Origin of the sequence: Burkholderia seminalis, from assembly GCF_001718535.1 — a bacterium.
GTDB lineage: Bacteria > Pseudomonadota > Gammaproteobacteria > Burkholderiales > Burkholderiaceae > Burkholderia > Burkholderia seminalis.
In genome coordinates this window covers 368,160-388,093 of record NZ_CP013398.1, presented here as the reverse complement: position 1 = coordinate 388,093, position 19,934 = coordinate 368,160, and the positions used below count along the sequence as shown (strand labels likewise).

General features: G+C 67.5%; 14 protein-coding genes. 5 read left to right on the top strand and 9 right to left on the bottom strand.

The window, feature by feature from the left end:
* The first annotated feature begins 216 nt into the window (after positions 1–216).
* The 4 genes from WJ12_RS01730 to WJ12_RS01715 all read left to right on the top strand — a co-directional run bounded on the left by WJ12_RS01730 (position 217) and on the right by WJ12_RS01715 (position 5,440).
* Positions 217–1,986 (top strand): ABC transporter ATP-binding protein/permease, encoded by a 1,770-nt coding sequence (locus WJ12_RS01730; protein WP_034189827.1) that lies wholly within the window; start codon positions 217–219, stop codon positions 1,984–1,986.
* Complete coding sequence (locus WJ12_RS01725; protein WP_059557074.1) at positions 1,983–2,747, top strand: SDR family NAD(P)-dependent oxidoreductase; 765 nt, start codon at positions 1,983–1,985, stop codon at positions 2,745–2,747. The genes WJ12_RS01730 and WJ12_RS01725 overlap by 4 nt, the downstream gene beginning before the upstream one ends.
* A gap of 121 nt (positions 2,748–2,868) precedes the next feature.
* A complete protein-coding gene (locus WJ12_RS01720; RefSeq protein ID WP_059557073.1) occupies positions 2,869–4,131 on the top strand; it encodes an MFS transporter in 1,263 nt (420 codons plus the stop codon).
* Between the two features lie 25 nt (positions 4,132–4,156).
* Positions 4,157–5,440: a D-amino acid dehydrogenase gene (locus WJ12_RS01715; protein WP_049030990.1), complete on the top strand. Its 1,284-nt coding sequence runs from the start codon at positions 4,157–4,159 to the stop codon at positions 5,438–5,440.
* Positions 5,441–5,549: 109 nt separating this feature from the next.
* Here WJ12_RS01715 and thpR read toward each other — a convergent pair whose 3' ends face one another.
* From thpR to WJ12_RS01690, 5 genes are all read right to left on the bottom strand, one after another.
* A complete protein-coding gene (gene thpR, locus WJ12_RS01710; protein ID WP_059557072.1) occupies positions 5,550–6,116 on the bottom strand; it encodes an RNA 2',3'-cyclic phosphodiesterase in 567 nt (188 codons plus the stop codon).
* Positions 6,113–7,606, bottom strand: coding sequence for an alanine/glycine:cation symporter family protein (locus WJ12_RS01705; RefSeq protein WP_049035352.1), 1,494 nt, complete (start codon positions 7,604–7,606; stop codon positions 6,113–6,115). Before WJ12_RS01705 ends, thpR begins: the two co-directional genes overlap by 4 nt.
* 306 nt (positions 7,607–7,912) lie before the next feature.
* Positions 7,913–9,379, bottom strand: coding sequence for a glutamate synthase subunit beta (locus WJ12_RS01700; RefSeq protein ID WP_034189833.1), 1,467 nt, complete (start codon positions 9,377–9,379; stop codon positions 7,913–7,915).
* Positions 9,380–9,464: 85 nt separating this feature from the next.
* Positions 9,465–14,168 carry a glutamate synthase-related protein gene (locus WJ12_RS01695; protein ID WP_034189834.1) on the bottom strand — a complete coding sequence of 1,568 codons (4,704 nt, stop codon included), beginning with the start codon at positions 14,166–14,168 and terminating at the stop codon, positions 9,465–9,467.
* A gap of 288 nt (positions 14,169–14,456) precedes the next feature.
* Positions 14,457–15,170: a transposase gene (locus WJ12_RS01690; protein WP_034189835.1), complete on the bottom strand. Its 714-nt coding sequence runs from the start codon at positions 15,168–15,170 to the stop codon at positions 14,457–14,459.
* 193 nt (positions 15,171–15,363) lie between these two features.
* Here WJ12_RS01690 and WJ12_RS01685 point away from each other — a divergent pair, with 193 nt between their 5' ends.
* On the top strand, positions 15,364–16,095 hold the full coding sequence (locus WJ12_RS01685; protein WP_034189836.1) for an OmpW/AlkL family protein: 732 nt from the start codon (positions 15,364–15,366) through the stop codon (positions 16,093–16,095).
* 170 nt (positions 16,096–16,265) lie between these two features.
* On the opposite strand, the gene ugpQ is transcribed toward WJ12_RS01685, so the two are convergent.
* From ugpQ to ugpA, 4 genes are read right to left on the bottom strand one after another with little or no spacing between them, the layout of a single operon-like run.
* On the bottom strand, positions 16,266–17,036 hold the full coding sequence (gene ugpQ / locus WJ12_RS01680; protein ID WP_034189837.1) for a glycerophosphodiester phosphodiesterase: 771 nt from the start codon (positions 17,034–17,036) through the stop codon (positions 16,266–16,268).
* Between the two features lie 28 nt (positions 17,037–17,064).
* Entirely contained in the window at positions 17,065–18,150 is a 1,086-nt protein-coding gene (locus WJ12_RS01675; protein WP_059557071.1) for a sn-glycerol-3-phosphate import ATP-binding protein UgpC, read from the bottom strand.
* A gap of 32 nt (positions 18,151–18,182) precedes the next feature.
* A complete protein-coding gene (ugpE, locus tag WJ12_RS01670; RefSeq protein WP_034189839.1) occupies positions 18,183–19,028 on the bottom strand; it encodes a sn-glycerol-3-phosphate ABC transporter permease UgpE in 846 nt (281 codons plus the stop codon).
* A complete protein-coding gene (gene ugpA, locus WJ12_RS01665; RefSeq protein ID WP_034189840.1) occupies positions 19,025–19,909 on the bottom strand; it encodes a sn-glycerol-3-phosphate ABC transporter permease UgpA in 885 nt (294 codons plus the stop codon). The genes ugpE and ugpA overlap by 4 nt, the downstream gene beginning before the upstream one ends.
* Positions 19,910–19,934 lie beyond the last annotated feature (25 nt).

Genomic DNA, 19,934 nt, shown 5'->3' with positions numbered 1-19,934 from the left:
ATTCGCCGTCGGCCCGCGCCGCTCTGGCACAATGCCCGCAGGCCGGCCGCGCGAGCGGCCGGTTGCCGCGTCACCGCCGGCCCTTAAGCGCCGTTTAAGACGCGCGGGCGACCATCGCTGCGCCCGCCGTCCGTCGGCGCCGCGCCCCGGCATGCCGTATCGCGGCGCGCGCCCGGCTTCGCCCGGCCCGCGCGCCGGCTACTCATCAGGAAGCACATGACCCAATCGATCGATCCCGTCCGCTCCGCCTCCGACGCGCCGCAGGACGAGCGCCCGGTATCCGCATGGAGCCTCATCAAGCCCTACTGGGTATCGTCCGAATGGAAAATCGCGTGGGGCCTGCTGGTCACGATCATCGCGATCAACCTCTGCGTGGTCTGGATCAACGTCCGGCTGAACAAGTGGAACGCCGAGTTCTACAACGCGCTGCAGTCGAAGGACGTCCACGACTTCCCGAATCTGCTGATGCAGTTCTCCGCGCTCGCGTTCGCGTTCATCATCCTCGCGGTGTACGGCCGCTACCTGCGGCAGCTGCTCGGCTTCCGCTGGCGCCAGTGGCTCACCGACCGCTTCCTCGGCCAGTGGCTCGGCGATCGCGCGTTCTACCGGATCGAACGCGACCGCCTCGCGGACAACCCCGACCAGCGGATCACCGACGACCTCCAATCGTTCGCGACCACGACGCTCGCGCTGTCGCTCGACCTGCTGTCGACGGTCGTCACGCTCGTGTCGTTCATCACGATCCTGTGGTCGCTCGCCGGCGCGCTGACGTTCACGCTCGGCGCGACGCCGATCTCGATTCCCGGCTACATGGTGTGGGCGGCCGCGCTGTACGCGGTGATCGGCTCGCTGATCATCCAGAAGGTCGGCCATCCGTTGGTGTCGATCAACTACCAGCAGCAGCGCGTCGAGGCCGATTTCCGCTTCGGGCTGATCCGCGTGCGCGAGAACGCCGAGCAGATCGCGTTCTACGACGGCGAGAAGACCGAGGCGGCCAACGCGCAGGGCCTCTTCATGCGCATCCGCGACAACTGGTGGCGCGTGATGAAGTACACGAAGCGGCTCACGTTCGTGCTGAGCTTCTACGGGCAGATCGCGATCATCTTCCCGCTCGTCGTCGCCGCGCCGCGCTATTTCGCGGGCGCGTTCTCGTTCGGCGTGCTGATGCAGATCTCGTCCGCGTTCGGCACCGTCAGCGATTCGTTCTCGTGGTTCATCAACAGCTACTCGACCCTCGTCGAATGGCGCGCCACCGTCAACCGTCTGCGCGAATTCAAGCGCGTGATGGGCACGTCGCACCTGAAGGAAAGCCTGTCGCCCGCGACCGAGCACGGCGGCATCAACCTGCACTACATCGACGACGCGAAGCTGTCGACGTCGGCGCTGAAGCTCGCGCTGCCGAACGGCAACGCGCTCGCCGACATCGGCAACGTGACGATCGAGCCGGGCTCGCGCTGGCTCGTGATCGGCAAGTCGGGTTCCGGCAAGAGCACGTTCATGCGCGCGCTCGCGGGCCTGTGGCCGTTCGGCGACGGTGCGATCGATGCGCCGGTCGGCGCGCGGATGATGTTCGTGCCGCAGACGAGCTACCTGCCGATCGGCACGCTGAAGGCCGCGCTCACCTATCCGGCGACACCCGACACGTTCAGCGACGAAGCCTGCCGCGACGCGCTGCGCGCGTGCCGCCTCGAGGATTACGTCGAGCGCCTCGACGAGACCGCGCACTGGACGCGCGTGCTGTCGCCCGGCGAGCAGCAGCGTCTTGCCGGCGCGCGCGTGCTGCTGCACAAGCCCGACTTCCTGTTCCTCGACGAAGCCACCAGCGCGCTCGACGCCGACAACGAGGCACGCCTGTATCACCTGTTCGCCGAACGGCTGCCGAAGGCCGCGATCGTCAGCATCGCGCACCGCGAGTCGCTGGCCGCGTTCCACGTCGGCACGATCAACGTCGAACGCGCGAACGCCGGCGACAAGGTCGCCGCGTGAGCGCACGCGCGCGCATCGCGCTGATCACCGGCGCAGGCGCGGGGATCGGCGCGGCGCTCGCACGACGGCTTGCGGCGCCCGGCATCGCGCTGGCGCTGCATGCGCGCGGCGCGGACGATTCCGCGCGGGCGCGGCTCGCCGACGTCGCCCGTGCGTGCACGACGGCCGGCGCCGAATGCATCACGCTGACCGGCGATCTCGGCGAACCGGGTCTTGCCGCCGCGCTCGTCGATACCACCGCCACGCGCTTCGGCGGGCTCGACCAGCTCGTCGCGAACGCCGGCTTCGCCGCGCGGCAATCCTTTTCCGATCTTTCCGCGGACACGCTCGCGTGCGCCTTCACGGCGATGCCCGGCGCGTTCTCGGCGCTCGCGGGCCGCGCGCGGCCGCTGCTCGAAGCGTCGGTCGCCCCGCGCATCGTCGCGGTCAGCTCGTTCGTCGCGCACCGTTACCGCGCCGATGCGCCGTTCGCGGCGACCGCCGCCGCGAAGGCCGCGCTCGAATCGCTCGTGCGCTCGGCGGCCGCCGAATTCGCCGCGCGCGGCATCACCGTGAACGCCGTCGCGCCGGGCTTCACGCGCAAGGACCACGGCCCGAGCGCCGGCAACGCCGCCGCGTGGGCGCAGGCCGAACAGGCGACACCGCTCGGCCGGATCGCCGAACCCGACGATGTCGCCGCGCTGATCGCATTCCTGTTGTCCGATGCGGCGCGGCAGATCACCGGCCAGGTCATTCACGTCGACGGCGGCCTGACGCTCTGACGCGTCCTTCCCTCCCCCTCCTTGCCCGCACGAACCCGTCCCCGCCTTTTTGGCACGCGGGGCCGCGCCCGTAAAATAACCGCCACGCGGCAGCGCGAGAAGACGAGAGGGGGCGGCAAGCATGCAGGCATTCCAGTGGTTCAACGAACTGTCGACGCGCGAGCGCCGGACGCTGTACGCCGGCTTCGGCGGCTACGCGGTCGATGCGTTCGACTTCATGATCTATTCGTTCCTGATTCCGACGCTGATCGCGACCTGGGGCATGTCGAAGAGCGAGGCGGGGATGATCGCGACGAGTTCGCTGATCTCGTCGGCGATCGGCGGCTGGATCGCCGGCATCCTCGCCGACCGCTACGGCCGCGTGCGCGTGCTGCAGTGGACGATCGCGACGTTCGCGCTGTTCACGTGCCTGTCCGGGTTCACGCATTCGTTCTGGCAGCTGCTCGCCACCCGCACGCTGCAGGGCTTCGGCTTCGGCGGCGAATGGTCGGTCGTGACGATCATGATGGCCGAGACGATCCGCTCGCCCGAGCATCGCGCAAAGGCCGTCGGCACCGTGCAGAGCAGCTGGTCGTTCGGCTGGGGCGCGGCCGCGATCCTCTACTGGGCATTCTTCGCGCTGCTGCCCGAGCAGCTCGCGTGGCGCGCGTGCTTCTGGATCGGCATCGCGCCCGCGCTGTGGATCCTGTACATCCGCCGCAACGTCAGCGATCCCGACATCTACACGGCCACGCGCCGCGCGCGCGACGAGGGCCGCGTGTCGGGCCACTTCCTCGAGATCTTCTCGCCGCCGCACCTGCGCGCGACGCTGTTCGGCAGCGCGCTGTGCACCGGCATGCTCGGCGGCTACTACGCGATCACGACGTGGCTGCCCACCTACCTGAAAACCGTCCGCCACCTGTCGGTGTTCAACACGAGCGGCTATCTGGTCGTGCTGATCGTCGGCTCGTTCGTCGGCTACGTGGTCGGCGCGATCCTGTCCGACCGGCTCGGCCGCCGCGCGTCGTTCATCCTGTTCGCGATCGGCTCGTTCTCGCTCGGCATGGCATACACGATGCTGCCGATCACCGATACCGCGATGCTGCTGCTCGGCTTCCCGCTCGGCATCGTCGTGCAGGGGATTTTCGCGGGCGTCGGCGCGTACCTGTCGGAACTGTATCCGGGCGCGATCCGCGGCTCGGGCCAAGGCTTCTGCTACAACCTTGGCCGCGGGCTCGGCTCGTTCTTCCCGATCCTCGTCGGCGCGCTGTCGCAGTCGATGTCGCTCGTGAAGGCGATCGGCCTCGTGGCGGGCGGCGGCTACCTGCTCGTGATCGTCGCCGCGCTCGTGCTGCCGGAAACGCGCGGCAAGTCGCTCGTCGACGATCCGGCCGTCGCGTCGTGATCAACTGCTTCGCCCCGGAAACCGCATGCACGTGATCGTTCTGGGCGCCGGCGTGATCGGCGTCACCACCGCCTGGCACCTGCGCGAAGCAGGCTGCGACGTCACCGTGATCGAACGCGAGGCCGACGTCGCGCGAGCGACGAGCCTCGGCAACGCGGGCGTGATCGCACCCGGCTACGTGACGCCGTGGGCCGCGCCCGGGATGCCCGGCAAGATCCTCAAGTACCTGTTCAAGCCCGCGTCGCCGCTGATCTTCCGGCCGACGCTCGATGCCGCGCAGTGGCGCTGGATCGCGCGCTGGCTGCGCGAATGCGAGTTCGAACGGTTCCGCGTGAACAAGCAGCGGATGCAGCGCGTCGCGTATTACAGCCGCGCATGCCTGCATGCGTTTCGCGAGCGTTATCCGTTCGACTACGGCGCGAGCCGCGGCTACCTGCAACTGCTGCGCGGCGCGTTCGACGTCGAGATGGTGCAGCCCGCGCTGAAGGTGCTGCGCGACGCCGGCATCGCGTTTCGCGAACTCGACGCGGCCGGCTGCACGGCGATCGAGCCGGGCCTGCGCTGGGCGCGGCAGGCGCCTGTCGGCGGCATCTACCTGCCCGACGACGAAGCCGGCGACTGCGCCCGCTTCACGCGCGAACTGCGGGCGCTGTGCGAGGCGAACGGCGTGACGTTCCGCTTTCGCACCGAGATCCGCGCGCTCGACGTCGCGGGCGGCAAGGTGCGCGGCGTGCGGGTCGATTCGCGCGCCGCGGGCGATGCCACGCCACGCGATGCGATGCTCGCCGCCGACGCGATCGTCGTCGCGCTTGGCGTCGACAGCGCCGGCCTGCTGCGGCCGCATGGAATCGACGTGCCGCTGTATCCGGTGAAAGGCTATTCCGCCACGCTCGAAGTCGTCGACGAGGAAAAAGCGCCGTGCGCCGCGCTGATGGACGAATCACTGAAGACGGCGATCACGCGCTTCGGCCCGACGCTGCGCGTCGCGGGCACCGCGGAACTCGGCAACCGGCGCGCGGCGCTGCGTCAGCAGGCGCTCGATACGCTGATGAAGGTGCTCGACGACTGGTTTCCGGCGGCCGCCGATCGGGCCTCGGCGCGCTTCTGGGTCGGCCGCCGGCCGATGACGCCCGACGGGCCTCCGCTGCTGGGCGCCAGCGGGATCGACGGGCTCTGGCTCAACGTCGGCCACGGCTCGACGGGCTGGGCGATGTCGATGGGTTCGGGGAAGGTGCTGGCGGACCTCGTCACCGGACACGAGCCGGAGATCGATCTGTCCGGCCTGACGCTCGCGCGCTACCGACGTTAGAGCGCAGCAGGCCGAACGTCGGGCGGCGGCGTCGCCCCATCGGGTCCAGACGGTTTGTCCGGCAAGCTGTCGATGATGGCCGGCCTTCGCCCCGCATCGCGGAAACCGCTCAGCGCGCGGCGTGACCATCCGCGCACGCAACCGACGCCGACGCGATCGGCCGATGCGACACGCCTTCATGCGACAGCCGGCTTTCGAACAGCGTCAGCGCGTCGACACGCAGCACGACCTGTCGCCCCGGCGCGCCGCCGTGCGCGGGCTGGCCGACCGCGTCATGCGGCAGCCGCGCGAGCGTCACGTGCGGGCGGAACGGCCGCCGGTCGGCCGGCACGCCGAGTTCGCGCAGCACCGCCGACAACCCGGCATTCAGCGCGACGCACGCGGGATCGGCCGCGAGTTCCGCGACGATCAGCCGCGCGCGCGGCAGGCTCGGCCACCACGCGATCCGCTCGACCGGCAGCGGCGGCAGCGCATGGGCCGCCGCGAGCGCGGGCAGGTGCGCGGCCAGCGCGTCGCACCGTTCGCGCTCGATCGCGCCGATGAATGCGAGCGTCACGTGCAGTTGCGCGGGCAGCGTGCGTCGCGCGCCACGGGTGACCGGCAACGCGTGCAGCGCGTCGCGCGACGCCGCATCGGGCATCAGCGCGACGAACGCACGGAGCCGGTCGCCGTTCATGACCCGCGTACCGCGCCGCGCGGCGCGCTGGCCGCGTCGGCCGACGCCGCCGGACGCTGCGGCAGCGGCCCGTGTTCGCCCCACACGTCGGCCGGCAGCACGCGCGCGAGTTCGGGGATCGTGTTGCGCGTGAACACCGGATCGGCGATGCCCGCCGCGCGCTGGCGGCGATAGTCGGCCCACGCGGCGTGCGCGTACTTGCCGAGCGCGATGATGGCGATCAGGTTGATGATCGCCATCAGCCCCATGCTCGTATCGGCCATCGCCCAGACGAGCGGCAGTTGCCCGACGCTGCCGAACATCACCATCGCGAGCACCGCGACGCGGAACAGCGGCAGCACGCCGCGCCGCTTCGTGATGAATTCGACGTTGCCTTCCGCATACGCGTAGTTGCCGATCACCGACGAGAACGCGAGAAAGAAGATCGCGACGGCCATGTAGATGCCGCCCCAGTCGCCGACGTGGCTCGAGATCGCGCGCTGCGTGAGCGCCGCGCCTTCCATGCCGGTGCCGAGTTCGTACTGGCCCGACAGCAGGATCACGAACGCGGTCGCGCTGCAGATCACGATCGTGTCGACGAACACGCCGAGCATCTGGATCAGCCCCTGCGTGACCGGGTGCCGCGTGCTCGCGGTCGCGGCCGCGTTCGGCGCGCTGCCCATCCCCGCCTCGTTCGAGAACAGCCCGCGCTTCACGCCGATCGCGATCGCCTGGCTCACCGCATAGCCGGTCAGGCCGCCCGCTGCCTGCTCGAGGCCGAACGCGCTCTTCACGATCAGCACGATCACGTCCGGCACCAGCGCGATGTGCGTCGCGACCGCGTAGACCGCGAGCGCGAGGTAGCCGATCGCCATCAGCGGCACGATCACCTGCGCGACCGTCGCGATGCGGCGGATCCCCCCGAAGATGATCGGTGCGGACAGCAGCACGAGGCCGAGGCCGACCGTCTCGCGGCTCCAGCCGAACGACGTATGAAATGCGTCGGCGATCGCGTTGGCCTGCACCGCGTTGAACACGAAACCGAACGCAAGGATCAGCGACAACGAGAACAGCACGCCGAAGCCGCGCGAACGCAGGCCCGTCTGGATGTAGTACGCGGGGCCGCCGCGGAAGCTGCCGTCCGGATGCGACACCTTGAAGATCTGCGCGAGCGTCGCCTCGACGAACGCGGACGACATCCCGACGAGCGCGGTCATCCACATCCAGAAGATCGCGCCCGGGCCGCCGACCGTCAGCGCGACCGCGACGCCGGCGATGTTGCCGGTGCCGACGCGGCTCGCGAGCCCCGTCGCGAACGCCTGGAACGACGAGATACTGCCCGGCTCGCCCTTGCTGCCGACCAGTTTCATGCTGAGGAGCAGCGCCTTCAGCTGGATCATCCGGAACCGCAGCGTGAACCACGCGCCGGCGCCGAGCAGCAGCGCGATCAGCACGTAATTCCACAACACGCCGTTGACGGCGTCGATCAGCGCTTGCAGGAGTGCTTCCATCCGGTTTCCTTGTAAATAGGGTCAGTCAGGTGCGTCGGCCGCGAACGCGGCCCGAGGGGCGACATGATATGACAGTTTTCAAGGAATATTACAAAACGAAAGGATTTGAGATATCGGGAAATCGCGCCTGGATGTCATCAGGTTAGGCGATGCTTCGCGAAAATGATGCGTACCGGCGGGCACGGCACCCCGATCGGACGGCGTCGCCGCGCACGCGAAGCCGGCGCGCCCCGGCAGGCGCCAGCCATAAAAAAACCGGGCGCCCTTTCGGACGCCCGGCTTCCGTCGAAACCCGCGCGATCCAGCTCAGCGCGGCAGTTCCGAATGTCCCATCAGGTACGCATCGACCGAGCGTGCGCACTGGCGGCCTTCGCGGATCGCCCACACCACGAGCGACTGGCCGCGGCGCATGTCGCCCGCCGCGAACACCTTGTCGACCGACGTGTAGTACGAGCGATCGCCTTCGGTCGCCGCACGCGCATTGCCGCGCGCATCCTTCGCGACGCCGAACGCGTCGAGCACCGGCGCCGCCGGCTGCGTGAAGCCCATCGCGAGCAGCACGAGGTCGGCCTTCATCTCGAATTCGGAGCCCGGCACTTCCTGCATCTTGCCGTCCTTCCACTCGACGCGCACCGCGATCAGCTTCTCGACCTTGCCGTTCTTGCCTTCGAGACGCTTCGTCGCGACCGCCCAATCGCGCTCGCAACCTTCCTCGTGCGATGACGACGTGCGCAGCTTGATCGGCCAGTACGGCCACACGAGCGGCTTGTTTTCCTCCTCCGGCGGCTGCGGCAGCAGTTCGAACTGCGTGACCTGCTTCGCGCCGTGACGGTTCGACGTGCCGACGCAGTCCGAACCCGTATCGCCGCCGCCGATCACGATCACGTGCTTGCCCTTCGCGAGCAACTGGTCGACGAGCTTGTCGCCGGCATTCACGCGGTTCTGCTGCGGCAGGAAGTCCATCGCGAAATGGACGCCCGCGAGCTCGCGGCCCGGCACCGGCAGGTCGCGCGGCGTTTCCGAACCGCCCGCGATCACGACCGCGTCGAATTCTTCCTTCAGCGTGTCCGGCGAAATCGTTTCCTTCGCGAGACTGCCGATCGACTCGGGCAGCGGATCCTTGCCGATGAACACGCTGGTGCGGAACGTCACGCCTTCCGCTTCCATCTGGCGCATGCGGCGGTCGATCAGCCACTTCTCGAGCTTGAAGTCGGGAATCCCGTAACGCAGCAGGCCGCCGACGCGGTCGTTCTTCTCGAACACCGTCACGTCGTGGCCCGCGCGCGCGAGCTGCTGCGCGGCGGCGAGGCCCGCGGGGCCCGAACCGACGACCGCGACCTTCTTGCCGGTCTTGTGCTCGGCCGGCTGCGGCTTCACCCAGCCTTCCGCCCAGGCCTTGTCGATGATCGCGTGCTCGATCGACTTGATGCCGACCGGGTCGTTGTTGATCCCGAGCGTGCACGCCGCCTCGCACGGCGCCGGGCAGATGCGGCCCGTGAATTCCGGGAAGTTGTTGGTCGAGTGCAGGACTTCGATCGCCTGCTGCCAGTCCTGGCGGTAAACGAGATCGTTGAAGTCCGGAATGATGTTGTTGACCGGGCAGCCGTTGTTGCAGAACGGGATGCCGCAATCCATGCAGCGCGCGCCCTGGACCTTCGCGTCCGCGTCGGTCAGTGCCGCGACGAATTCCTTGTAGTGCTTCACGCGCGTGAGCGGTGCTTCGTACGCCTCGTGGCGGCGTTCGAACTCCAGAAAACCGGTTGCCTTGCCCATAAGGTGCTCTTCTGTTCGGTGTATCGGGTGGGGGAGCCGCGCGCGGCAATCACGCGCGCGCGGCATTCGCTATGTCGTTCGTCGCTCAGGCGGCCAGCACTTCCTTCGCCGCCTTCTTCGCACCGATCTCGCCCAGCGCGCGCTTGTATTCGTGCGGGAACACCTTCACGAACTGGCGGCGCGCCGCGTCCCAGTTTTCCAGCAGCGACTTCGCGCGCGGCGAACCCGTGAACTGGAAATGACGCTCGACGAGCCCCTTGAGCAGCGCTTCGTCCGTCGTGCCCGCGTGCCAGAGCGCGCGATCGACCGTGCGCTCCTGCTCGGCCTGCTGCAGCACCGGCTCGAGCGCGACCATCGACTTGTTGCACTTCGCCGCGAACGTGCCGTCCGGATCGTAGATGTAAGCGAGGCCGCCCGACATGCCGGCCGCGAAGTTGCGCCCCGTCTCGCCGAGCACGACGACCGTACCGCCCGTCATGTATTCGCAGCCGTGGTCGCCCGTGCCTTCGACGACCGCCGTCGCGCCCGAGTTGCGCACGCAGAAGCGCTCGCCCGCGACGCCGCGGAAGAACGATTCGCCTTCGATCGCGCCGTACATCACCGTGTTGCCGCAGATGATGTTTTCCTCGGACTTGCCGCGGAAGTCGTTGGTCGGACGGATGATGATCCGGCCGCCCGACAGGCCCTTGCCGACGTAGTCGTTGCCGTCGCCGACGAGGTCGAGCGTCACGCCCTTCGCGAGGAACGCGCCGAAGCTCTGACCGGCCGTGCCCTTCAGCTGGATGTGCACCGCGTCGTCGGCGAGGCCTTCGTGGCCGTGCTTCTTCGCGATCACGCCCGACAGCATCGCGCCGACCGTACGGTTCACGTTGCGCACCGGCTGGATGAACGACACATGCTCGCCGTTCTCGATCGCGGCCTTCGCCTTCTCGATCAGCACGTGGTCGAGCGCGCGCTCGAGGCCGTGATCCTGCACGTCGACGTGACGCGGCGCGACGTCCTCGCACTCTTCCGGCTGGTAGAACACGCGCGAGAAGTCGAGGCCCTTCGCCTTCCAGTGCTCGATGCCCTTGCGCGTATCGAGCAGGTCGGCGCGGCCGATCAGGTCGTCGAACTTCGCGACGCCGAGCTGCGCCATGATCTCGCGCACTTCCTCGGCGACGAAGAAGAAGTAGTTCACGACGTGCTCGGGCTGGCCCTTGAACTTCGCGCGCAGCACCGGATCCTGCGTCGCGACGCCGACCGGGCACGTGTTCAGGTGGCACTTGCGCATCATGATGCAGCCCTCGACGACGAGCGGCGCCGTCGCGAAGCCGAATTCGTCCGCGCCGAGCAGCGCGCCGATCACGACGTCGCGCCCCGTCTTCATCTGGCCGTCGGCCTGCACGCGGATCCGGCCGCGCAGGCGGTTCAGCACCAGCGTCTGCTGCGTTTCGGCCAGGCCCAGCTCCCACGGCGTGCCGGCGTGCTTGACCGACGACAGCGGCGATGCGCCCGTGCCGCCGTCATGGCCGGCGATCACGACATGATCGGCCTTCGCCTTCGCCACGCCAGCCGCGACCGTGCCGACGCCCACTTCCGACACGAGCTTCACGGAGATGCTCGCGCTCGGGTTCACGTTCTTCAGGTCGTGGATCAGCTGCGCCAGATCCTCGATCGAGTAGATGTCGTGGTGCGGCGGCGGCGAGATCAGGCCGACGCCCGGCACCGAGTAACGCAGCTTGCCGATGTACTCGGACACCTTGTGGCCCGGCAGCTGACCGCCTTCGCCAGGCTTCGCGCCCTGCGCCATCTTGATCTGGATCTGGTCGGCCGACGCGAGGTACTCGGCGGTGACGCCGAAGCGGCCCGACGCGACCTGCTTGATCTTCGAGCGCAGCGAATCGCCGTCCTTCAGCGGAATGTCGCTGACGATCTCGTCGCCGATCACCGACTTCAGCGTCTCGCCCGACTTGATCGGAATACCGCGCAGTTCGTTGCGATAGCGCTTCTCGTCCTCGCCGCCTTCGCCGGTGTTCGACTTGCCGCCGATCCGGTTCATCGCGATCGCGAGCGTCGCGTGCGCTTCGGTGCTGATCGAACCGAGCGACATCGCGCCCGTCGCGAAGCGCTTGACGATCTCCTTCGCCGGCTCGACGTCGTCGATCGGGATCGCCTTGGTCGGCTCGACCTTGAACTCGAACAGGCCGCGGAACGTCATGTGACGCTTGGTCTGGTCGTTGATCAGGTGCGCGTATTCCTTGTACGTCTGGTACGAGTTGCTGCGCGTCGCGTGCTGCAGCTTCGCGATCGAATCCGGCGTCCACATGTGGTCTTCGCCGCGCACGCGGTATGCGTACTCGCCGCCCGCGTCGAGCATGTCGCGCAGGACCGGGCTGTCGCCGAACGCGTCGCGGTGCAGGCGGATCGCCTCTTCCGCGACTTCGAACAGGCCGATGCCGCCGACCTTCGACGCCGTGCCCTTGAAGTACTTCTCGACGAGGTCGCTCGACAGGCCGAGCGCTTCGAAGATCTGCGCGCCCGTGTACGACATGTACGTCGAGATGCCCATCTTCGACATCACCTTCTGCAGGCCCTTGCCGACCGCCTTCGTGAAGTTGTAGACGGCCTTCTCCGGCGACAGGTCGCCCGGCAGGCCCTCGGCCATCTTCGCGAGCGTTTCCATCGCGAGGTACGGGTGCACGGCTTCCGCGCCGTAGCCCGCGAGCAGCGCGAAGTGGTGCGTTTCACGCGCGGAGCCCGTCTCGACGACGAGGCCCGTGCTCGTGCGCAGCCCTTGCTGGACGAGGTGCGTGTGGATTGCCGACGTGGCGAGCAGCGCCGGGATCGCGACATGCTCGGCGTCGGTCTTGCGGTCCGACACGATCAGCATGTTGTAGCCCGACTTCACCGCGTCGACGGCTTCCGCGCACAGCGACGCGAGACGCGCCTCGATGCCTTCCTTGCCCCACGCGACCGGGTAGCAGATGTTCAGTTCGTACGCGCTGAACTTGCCGCCCGTGTACTGGTCGATCGCGCGGATCTTCGCGATGTCCTTGAAGTCGAGCACCGGCTGCGACACTTCGAGACGCATCGGCGGGTTGATGTTGTTCGTGTCGAGCAGGTTCGGCTTCGGGCCGATGAACGACACGAGCGACATGACCATGTTTTCACGGATCGGGTCGATCGGCGGGTTCGTGACCTGCGCGAACAGCTGCTTGAAGTAGTGATAGAGCGTCTTGTTCTTGTTCGACATCACCGCGAGCGGCGAGTCGTTGCCCATCGAACCGACGGCTTCCTCGCCCTGCTGCGCCATCGGCGCCATCAGGAACTTCAGGTCTTCCTGCGTATAGCCGAACGCCTGCTGGCGGTCGAGCAGCGCGGCGCCCTGCGTACGGCCGGCCGCGACTTCCTCGGCCTTCGGCTCGATCTCGTCGAGCTTGATGCGCACGGCGTCGATCCAGCTCTTGTACGGCTTCGCGTTCGCGAGGTTGTCCTTCAGCTCCTTGTCGTCGATGATGCGGCCGTGCTCCATGTCGATCAGGAACATCTTGCCCGGCTGCAGGCGCCACTTCTTGACGATCTTCGATTCGGGGATCGGCAGCGTGCCGGCTTCCGACGCCATGATCACGAGATCGTCGTCGGTCACGATGTAGCGCGCCGGACGCAGGCCGTTACGGTCGAGCGTCGCGCCGATCTGGCGGCCGTCGGTGAACGCGATCGCGGCCGGGCCGTCCCACGGCTCCATCATCGCGGCGTGGTATTCGTAGAACGCGCGGCGATTCTCGTCCATCAGCGTGTGCTGCTCCCACGCTTCCGGAATCATCATCATCACCGCGTGCACGAGCGGGTAACCGGCCATCACCAGCAGTTCGAGACAGTTGTCGAACGATGCGGTATCGGACTGGCCCGGGTAGATCAACGGCCACAGCTTCGGCAGGTCGTCGGCGAGCACGTGCGACGCGATCGCGCCGGTACGCGCGTTCAGCCAGTTCACGTTGCCCTTCACGGTGTTGATCTCGCCGTTGTGCGCGATCATCCGGTACGGGTGAGCGAGTTCCCATGCCGGGAACGTGTTGGTCGAGAAGCGCTGGTGCACGAGCGCGAGCGCCGACACGACGCGCGCGTCCTGCAGGTCGCGGTAGTACACGCCGACCTGGCCGGCCAGCAGCAGGCCCTTGTAGACGATCGTGCGCGCCGACATCGACGGCACGAAGTATTCCTTGCCGTGCTTGAGCTTCAGCGCCTGGATGCGGTGGCTCGCGGTCTTGCGGATCACGTACAGCTTCCGCTCGAGCGCGTCCGTCACCATGATGTCCTTGCCGCGGCCGATGAAGATCTGGCGGATCAGCGGCTCGCTCGCCTTCACGGTCGGCGAAATCGGCATCGCATGGTCGACCGGCACGTCGCGCCAGCCGAGCACGACCTGGCCTTCCGCCTTCACCGTCCGCTCGAGCTCCTGCTCGCACGCGAGACGCGACGCGTTCTCCTTCGGCAGGAAGATCATCCCGACCCCATATTCTCCGGCCGGCGGCAGGTCCACGCCCTGCTTGGCCATCTCCTCGCGATAGAACGCGTCCGGAATCTGGATCAGGATGCCCGCGCCGTCGCCCATCAGCGGATCGGCACCGACCGCGCCGCGGTGGTCGAGGTTCTCGAGGATCTTCAGGCCCTGCTGGATGATCTCGTGGCTCTTCTTGCCCTTGATGTGAGCGACGAAGCCGACGCCGCAGGCGTCGTGTTCGTTTTGCGGGTCGTACAGACCTTGTGCGGCGGGCACCGCGGCGAGCGGCTGCTGGTGGTCGTTCATGGGGACACCGTCGTAAAGGGGGCCTGGAGGCCGTTGAACCGTTTTCTTGTTGCCGCCGATCCCGCTCCCGACGGGAGACGGCGCGGCCGACAGTGGTTGGGCAGGCTTCGCCCGGGCCACCGGAATTCGGAATATACGCGACGAATCAAGGAAATAGCAACAAAAACCGCTTGATTGAACCCTAATTAATCAGACGCATCGATCTGGTGCTGTTTTATTGGGGACGTATCGTTTTGGTGCAAAAAGAAGCGGCGCCCGCAGCGCCGCTTCCGGCCCGCCTTTCCGGCATTACTGCTGGATCGGCGGCGTGTTCTCACGCACCTTTCTGGGGCGTCCGCGCGGCAACGGCGACACGCGCCGGTTCGCGGTACGCGCCGCCCACTCGCGGTAATGCTCGCCGCCGAGCACCCAGCCCTTGAGCGTCGCCTGCTGCAGCTGGTCGGCCTGCCGCTCGTCGAGCGGCTGCTCGCACAGCTCCTTGTACGCGCGCTGACGGTCGAACGGCGTATTGCCGAGCGCCCAGTACAGCGGATGGTCGGTGATCAGGCTGTCGACGGTGAGCCCGACGTGATGCCGGTAGCTCGACCAGCGATAGGCCTCGGGCGTCGCGACGAGTTGCGACCGCACCGGGCTCATCTCGACCACGCGGCTCGCGAGCAGGAAATAGCGCTCGCCTTCGATCACGGTCGCGCGGTAGCGGCCTTCCCACAGCGTGCCGCGCCGCGAGTAGCGCCGGTTGAAATGCGCGACGTAGCGGCGGCCGACGGCCTGCATCGCTTTCGGCAGGCTCGCCTCGTCGCTCGGCGTCACGAGGAGTTGCACCTGGCGCGGCAGCAGCACGTAGGCGTGCACCGACAGGTGATGATCGCGCGCGGCGGCCTTCAGGCAATCGATGAAGAGTTCGTAGTCCTGGTCGTCGACGAACGCGGGTTGCTGATCCAGGCCGCGCAGTATCACGTGCTGCGGCTGGTCGGGAACGTAGAGTCGTGCTAACCGTGCCATGCTGAATGTCCGTTTGAACGCGTTAGGAAATACCCGAAGGTCCGAAAGTGCGCACCTGCGTAGAATGCCTGTCCCTGCGGCGCGCGTAAGCGTACGGTCGTACTAATCCTAGGGTGAAAACTCTAACTTACGAGCTTGTTTGGTTTTAAACGCAGTCGTCATAATGAGCACGCCTTACATCGGAGGAGACACAATGAAACGAAAACTGGCCATTACGGGGGCCGCAGCGCTCGCATTCACGTTTGCGGGCGGTACGGCACAAGCACAATCCGCAGGTGATTTCTACGTCAGCACCGGCTGGCTGCACCTGTCGCCGCAGGACAGCAGCGATCCGCTGTTCCTGTATCGCGTCGGCGGCACGCCCATCAACCAATCGATTCCCAACACGGGCGCCGGCATCAACGACGCCGATACGCTTGGGCTCGCAGCGGGCTACTTCGTCACCGACCACATCTCCACCGAGCTCGTCATGGGGATACCGCCGAAGTTCGACATCACCGGCAAGGGTCAGTTCGATAAGTTCGGCGTACTCGGCCGTGCGTACCAGTGGAGCCCCGCCGTGTTGCTTCGCTACCACTTCAACGACGCCAACGCGAAGTTCCGTCCGTATGTCGGCGTCGGCGCGACGTATGTCTGGTTCACCGGCGCAAAGATCACGAACAGCAGCTTCGAGAACGGCGTGCTCGGCGGCCCGACCAGCGCGACGACCAGCAACCAGTGGGCGCCCGTATTCAACGCCGGCTTCACGTACAACTTCACGAAACACTGGTTCGGGGGCCTGTCGATCTCGTACATCCCGGTCAGCGTGACCGCGACCTTCACGACGGCCCGCCGGACGCCGGTCGGCACCCTGACCGAAACGTCGAAAGCGAAGATCTCGCTCAACCCGATCGTCACGTACCTGAACGTCGGCTACCGTTTCTAAGCGTAGTCGAATATTTGGGGAATGGTTAATCCTGCTGCAATTTGTAGCGGATTTTTCCTGACGTAACGTCTCCACGATGCACAACGCCCCGGCGGAAATCCCGCCGGGGCGTTGTTTTTTCGCGTCAGGCACGTTCCCGCTCGAGCCGCGCCGTGGCGCTGCCGTGATCGTCAGACGACGGCGATGTCGTCCAGCGCATCGGGGGCGATCAGGTCGATCCGGTCCGTGCAGACCGCGTCGACGCCCCAGCGCGCGAGTTCGCGCGCCCGTTCGAGATCGTTCACCGTGTAAACCAGGATGCGCAGACCGGCCGCCTTGATCGCGCGCACGAGCGGTTCGTCGAGCCGTTTGTGGTCTGCGTGCAACGATACGCAGCCGAGCGCGCCGACGACCTGCGCGTGCCAGTCGTCCGGCACGGCTTCGTAGAGCATCCCGCGCGGCAGCGCCGGCTCGGTCGCGCGTGCCTGCTGCAGCGCATCGAACGAGAACGACGACAGCAGCGGCGGCACCGCGGCGGCGCGCCAGTACGCAGCCGCGTCGGCCGCCACGCGTTGCCCGGTCTCGCGCTCGCGCCCCGGGCACGGCTTGATCTCGACGTTCGCGGCGAGCCCGTGCGCGATGCAGCGCGCCGCCGCCGCCTCGAGCGTCGGCATCCGTTCGCCCGCGAAGCGCGCGTCCCGCCACGCGCCCGCGTCGAGCGCGGCGAGCGCCGCATAACGCATGCCCGCCGCCGGCCCGTGGCCGTTCGACGTCCGGTCGACCGTGTCGTCGTGCAGCAGGAACGTCACGTCGTCGGCCGACAGCTTCGCGTCGAACTCGACCATCCGGTGCCCGCGACGCGCCCCCTCGTCGAGCGCGGCAAGCGTGTTCTCCGGCGCGAGCGTGCCGCCGCCGCGATGGGCGACGACGCGCGGATAGGGCCAGTCGGTGCGGAGGGTCATCGTCGGTCTCTCGGCAAGTGCAGCAGGTTCAACCGGCACGCTTGCCGGTTTCGGGATCGAAGAAATGCAGCCGGTGCGCGGGCAGCGCGGCCGCGAGCGCCGTGCCGCGTGCGGGACGGTCCGCATGCGGCAGGCGCACCGCGATGTCGTGGTTGCCCCAGCGGCCGTGCGCGAGGTTGTCCGCGCCCAGCAGCTCGCACGAGTCGACCGGCAGCGTCGCCTGCGCGACGCCCGGCTGCGGCGTCATGTGCTCGGGACGCACGCCGAGCACCCAGTCGCGCCCGGTGGCGATCTCCGCGCCGATGCCTGGCGCACCGGCGACCGGCAGCGCGGGGCCGCCGCCCGCGACCGTGAAGGTCGCGCCGTCATCCGACAGCCGGCCGTGCATCAGGTTCATCGCCGGCGAGCCGATGAAGCCCGCGACGAACACCGTCGCCGGCTTCTCGTACACGTCGACCGGCGCGCCGATCTGTTCCGCGTAGCCGCGGTTCATCACGATCACGCGCTGCGCGAGCGTCATCGCCTCGATCTGGTCGTGCGTCACGTAGACGCTCGTCGTCGCCAGCCGCGCATGCAGCCGCTGGATCTCGAGCCGCATCTGCACGCGCAGCTTCGCGTCGAGGTTGGACAACGGCTCGTCGAACAGGAACACCGACGGCTCGCGCACGATCGCGCGCCCCATCGCGACACGCTGCCGCTGGCCGCCCGACAGTTCGCGCGGCCGCCGTGCCAGCAGCGGCTCGAGCTCGAGGATCTTCGCGGCCGCGGCCACCCGCGAATCGATCGTCGCGCGCTCGATTCCACGGATCTTCAGCCCGTAGCCCATGTTCTGCGCGACCGTCATGTGCGGATACAGCGCATAGTTCTGGAACACCATCGCGATGTCGCGATCCTTCGGCTCCAGCGTGTTGACGACGCGCTCGCCGATCGCGATCTCGCCGTCCGTCACGGACTCGAGCCCCGCGATCATCCGCAGCAACGTCGACTTGCCGCAGCCCGACGGGCCGACCAGCACGATGAATTCGCCGTCCGCGATCTCCACGTCGATGCCGTGCAGCACATGCTGCTTGCCGTCGTAGGATTTCCTGACGCCCTTCAAGCTCAGCGCAGCCATACCTGGTCCTTCTCCCGGTTACCGTCCATGGTTCATTTCTCGGAATCGACGAGGCCGCGCACGAACCAGCGCTGCATCGCCAGCACGACGACGAGCGGCGGGATCATCGCCAGCAGCGTCGCCGCCATCACGTATTGCCATTCGGTCGCGGCGTCGCCGCTCGCGATCATCGTCTTGATGCCCACCACCGCCGTCGACAGCGACGCTTCCGTCGTGATCAGGATCGGCCACAGATACTGGTTCCAGCCGTAGATGAACGTGATCACGAACAGCGCCGCGATGCTCGTCTTCGACAGCGGCAGCACCACGTCCCAGAAGAAGCGCAGCGCCCCGGCGCCGTCGATGCGCGCGGCGTCCATCAGCTCGTCGGGCAGCGTCATGAAGAACTGGCGGAACAGGAACGTAGCGGTCGCCGATGCGATCAGCGGCATCGTGAGCCCGGCGTACGTGTTCGTCAGGTGCAGCGTCGACACGACCTGCACGGTCGGGAAGATCCGCACTTCCACCGGCAGCATCAGCGTGACGAAAATCAGCCAGAACGCCGTGTTGCGGAACGGGAAGCGGAAATAGACGATCGCGTACGCGGACAGGATCGACACCGCGATCTTGCCGACCGCGATGCCGAGCGCCATCGCGAAGCTGTTCACGAGCAGGCGGCCGAACGGCGCCGTCGTGCCGCCGCTGCCGTGCCCCCAGATGTACGCGATGTTCTCGAACAGGTGCGTGCTCGGCACGAGCGACAGCGGCACCGTGAACACTTCCTGCGCGTTCATCGTCGCCGCGCAGAACGCGACGTAGACGGGGAACACGATCAGCACGACGCCCGCGATCAGCACCGCGTGGCAGAACAGGTCGAAGCCCTTGCGATTTTCGATCATGCGTATTGCACCCTGCGTTCGACGAAGCGGAACTGGATCACCGTGAGCCCGACGACGATGATCATCAACACGACCGACTGCGCGCCCGAGCTGCCGATGTCGAGCCCCTGGAAGCCCTCCGTGAAGATCTTGTAGATCAGCGTCTTCGTGCTTTGCGCCGGGCCGCCGCCGGTGGCCGCGTCGATCACCGGGAACGTGTCGAAGAACGCGTAGACGAGGTTCACGACCAGCAGGAAGAAACTCGTCGGCGACAGCAGCGGCAGCACGATGTTGAAGAAGCGCCGCACCGGCCCGGCCCCGTCGATCGCCGCCGCCTCGATCAGCGAGCGCGGGATCGCCTGCAGGCCCGCGTAGAAGAACAGGAAGTTGTAGCTCACCTGCTTCCATACCGATGCCAGCACGACCAGGAACATCGCCTGCCCGCCGTTCAGCGCGTGGTTCCACACGATGCCGCTCTTCGCGAGCGCATAGGTGATCAGGCCGATGCTCGGGTTGAACAGGAACGCCCACAGCACGGCCGCGATCGTCGGCGCGACGGCGTACGGCCAGATCAGCAGCGTGCGGTACGCGCGCGCGCCGCGGATCACGCGATCGGCGCAGGCGGCGAGCAGCAGCGACACGACGAGCCCGCTCACCGTGACGAGCGAGCTGAACACGAGCGTCGTGCGGAACGAATCGAGATACAGCGGATCGGCGAACAGGTGCGCGAAGTTCGCGAAGCCGACGAATTCGCTCGACGTGCCGAACGCGTCCTGCGTCTGCGTCGACTGCCACAGCGCGACGCCCGCCGGCCACAGGAAGAACACGGCGGTGATCGCGAGCTGCGGCGCGATCAGCAGGTACGGCAACAGGCTCGTACCGAAACGGGAACGGGATTGCATCGCGGATATCCGGTCAGGCGAAACG